This is a genomic window from Alteromonas sp. AMM-1 (assembly GCF_047290655.1).
In the GTDB taxonomy this organism is placed as follows: Bacteria; Pseudomonadota; Gammaproteobacteria; order Enterobacterales; family Alteromonadaceae; genus Alteromonas; species Alteromonas mangrovi.
The window spans coordinates 1-2,691 of sequence record NZ_JBLBUE010000264.1 but is presented as its reverse complement, the minus strand read 5'-3'; the positions used below and the strand labels follow the sequence as shown (position 1 = coordinate 2,691).

Annotated in this window: 3 protein-coding genes; all 3 read right to left on the bottom strand. The window is 48.3% G+C overall.

The genetic code is table 11. The features are described from left to right. The coding region (locus ACLR2L_RS19850; RefSeq protein ID WP_413370709.1) for an ABC transporter ATP-binding protein at positions 1 to 673 on the bottom strand (673 nt) is incomplete at its 3' end. 29 nt (positions 674 to 702) lie between these two features. Beyond that, positions 703 to 1,626 carry an ABC transporter permease gene (locus ACLR2L_RS19845; protein WP_370298068.1) on the bottom strand — a complete coding sequence of 308 codons (924 nt, stop codon included), beginning with the start codon at positions 1,624 to 1,626 and terminating at the stop codon, positions 703 to 705. Positions 1,627 to 1,723: 97 nt separating this feature from the next. Further along, positions 1,724 to 2,691: CmpA/NrtA family ABC transporter substrate-binding protein (locus ACLR2L_RS19840; protein WP_413370707.1), on the bottom strand; the 968-nt coding region annotated here is incomplete at its 5' end.

The following is a 2,691-nucleotide window of genomic DNA, read 5'->3' as shown; positions in this document are numbered from 1 at the left end:
CAAGCACTTCGCCGATGGTGGCCGACGGGCCATTGGTCATCATCACAATGCGATCCGACAGCAAAACCGCTTCGTCCACATCGTGGGTGATCATGATCACCGTGTTGCCAAGTTCAGCGTGGATCTCCATCAGAGAATCCTGCAAATGTGCTCGGGTAAGCGCATCAAGTGCACCAAACGGCTCATCCATTAGCAACACCTTGGGTTCCATGGCCAGCGCACGGGCGATCCCCACTCGCTGCTTCATCCCACCAGAAATTTCCGACGGTAACTTCTCGAGCGCATGGGTCATATGCACCAGTTCAAGGTTGTGCATTACCCATTCGCGAATTTCCTTTTTGGACTTATTCTTCTGGGTTTGCTTAACCGCCAGTTCAACGTTTTTATAAACCGATAACCAGGGCAGCAACGAGTGGTTTTGAAACACGACTGCGCGCTCAGGGCCGGGTTCGCGAACTTCTGAACCGTCGAGAATGACACCACCCGTGGTTGCCGTATGTAAGCCAGCCACAATATTCAGCACCGTTGACTTGCCGCACCCTGAGTGTCCGATAAGAGAAATGAATTCCCCTTTGACAATCTTCAGGTTAACGTCAGTTAATGCAGTAAACGGGCCTTTAGGGGTAGGAAAATCAATACCTACCTGACTCAGTTCCAAATGTTTAGATTGCATGGCTATATCCTCTCAATACCAGGCGCGGCTTAACGAAGCACCGCATTTTTATCCCAACTGACCAGGCGCTGAACGGATAACATCAGACGGTCAAGCAGGAAACCGATAATTCCGATCGTGATAACCGCGACCATGATTCTGGCCAGTGATTCGGAACTACCATTTTGAAATTCATCCCACACAAATTTTCCAAGTCCGGGGTTCTGCGCCAGCATCTCTGCCGCAATCAATACCATCCAGCCTATGCCCAGAGAGAGGCGTAAACCGGTGAATATCATGGGAATAGACGCAGGCAACACAATTTTTTGTACATGACTAAGCGGTTTAAGGCGAAGTACTTTACTTACGTTTACCAGGTCAGAATCAATGTTTGATACCCCCACTGCCGTGTTGATTAGCGTGGGCCACAGGCAACACAGAGACACAGTAAACGCCGACGTAATAAATGACTTGGAAAACATCGGATCTTCACTTACGTAAACAGCACTGACTACCATTGTTACCAATGGCAGCCAGGCCAAGGGAGAAACCGGCTTAAAAATTTGAATAAGGGGGTTCATTGCTGAATAGGCAGAACGGCTCAATCCACACAAAATACCCACTGGCACCGCCACAATACTGGCAATAACGAATCCAACCATAACGGTGTACAAACTCGTCCATATCTGGTCAAAAAACGTGGGGGCGCCTGTAAATGGGCGAATTTTCGGTTCAAAGCTTGGATCTTTCGCCAGGCGCTCGGCATTGCGTTCTTCCTGACGAGCATAGAAGTCACTGGCTTTATCACGCTGCGCAATGTGTTCATTGATGAGCGTTAAAGACTGCTCCCATACCTGCGCAGGACCAGGAAACTGGCCCAGAGAAGTATCGATAGTCTTAGCAACGCCATTCCACAAGGCCAGGAACAGTAGCAATCCAACCACCGGCATCAACAGTTTCGGTATGGTAGACATAATACTCCCGAGTATATTTTTGTTTCGGATTTGGCCGATTTGACTCACAACGCTTGCTGATTTACTCATCAAAGTAACCCCCTTTTAATCGACACGGTTATAGAACCGTGTCGCCTTTCAGACCAATGCTGAACTGTTCCAGGTATGCATTCGGCTTAGTACCATCAAACGTTACGTTATCGATAAATTCCGTTTGCGGCGGTTTGAAGCCAGATTCGGTTGCAAATTCAGGGAAATCAGCCGGTGACGCTTTACCTTCAGCAATCAATGCCTTAGCAGCTTGTGCATAGATATCCGGACGGTATACCTGTTTTGCCGTTTCTTTGTACCAGTCGTCAGATTTGGCATCAGAGATTTGGCCCCAACGACGCATTTGCGTGAGGTACCAGATAGCATCACTGTAGTAGGGGTAAGTCGCGTTATGACGGAAGAATACGTTGAAATCAGGCACTTCGCGCTTGTCGCCTTTTTCGTATTCAAACGTTCCTGTCATGCTGTTTGCAATAACGTCTTCGTCAGCACCTACATAGCTACTTTTAGCCAGGATTTTTACCGCTTCAGCACGGTTTGCGTTGTTGTTCGCATCCAGCCACATAGCAGCACGGATCATGGCTTTCACCACGCGAATATGGGTATTCGGGTTAGCATCAGCCCAGGCTTTACTTACACCAAATACTTTTTCCGGGTTGTTTTTCCAAATCTCATAGTCAGTAATAACCGGTACACCAATACCTTTGAATACGGCCTGCTGGTTCCATGGCTCACCTACGCAATAACCGTAAATGGTGCCTGCTTCCATAGTGGCTGGCATTTGCGGTGGTGGGGTAACTGACAGCAGAGCCTGAGCGTCAATTTGACCCGAGGTATCCCCTTTGTGTGGCGCATAATAACCAGGGTGAATCCCGCCAGCCGCTAACCAATAACGCAGTTCATAGTTATGTGTAGATACCGGGAATACCATGCCCATTTTGAATGGCTTGCCAGCGCTGCGGTAACTGTCTACCACGGGCTTTAAATAATCAGCTTTAATAGGGTGAACTGGTTTACCATCCTTTTGTGGGATGT